The organism is Pseudaminobacter sp. Soil_N_29 (assembly GCF_057656055.1).
In genome coordinates this window covers 1-321 of record NZ_JBDGLC010000048.1, presented here as the reverse complement: position 1 = coordinate 321, position 321 = coordinate 1, and the positions used below count along the sequence as shown (strand labels likewise).

1 protein-coding gene is annotated in these 321 nt (G+C 62.6%); it reads right to left on the bottom strand.

The genetic code is table 11. The features are described 5' to 3' along the window. Window positions 1-49: 49 nt before the first annotated feature. A partial coding sequence (locus AC3A4H_RS23685; protein WP_487768892.1) for a transposase occupies window positions 50-321 on the bottom strand: 272 nt, incomplete at its 5' end.

Sequence of the window (321 nt, the reverse complement as noted above, 5' to 3'; positions counted from 1 at the left end):
TGTGAGTTCTCGTCGAAGCGCGACTTTGAGCTGGGGTAGGGTAGCCGGTTCATCGCCGGGCGGCCAGCAGCTTCTGCCTGAACACTTCGGACGGCGTCTTGAAGCCGAGGCATTTGCGCGGCGTGGTGTTGAGCTGGTCACAGATGCTCTTCAGGTCGCTGTCGTCGACCGACAGGGGATCGAGGTCTTTCGGCAGCCATTTGCGGGCGCGGCGATTGGTGTTTTCGACCGATCCTTTCTGCCAGGGCGACTGTGGGTCGCAGAACCAGGTCTGCACGCCGAGCCCCGCCTGGAGATACGGCCAGTCGGTGAATTCGGTGC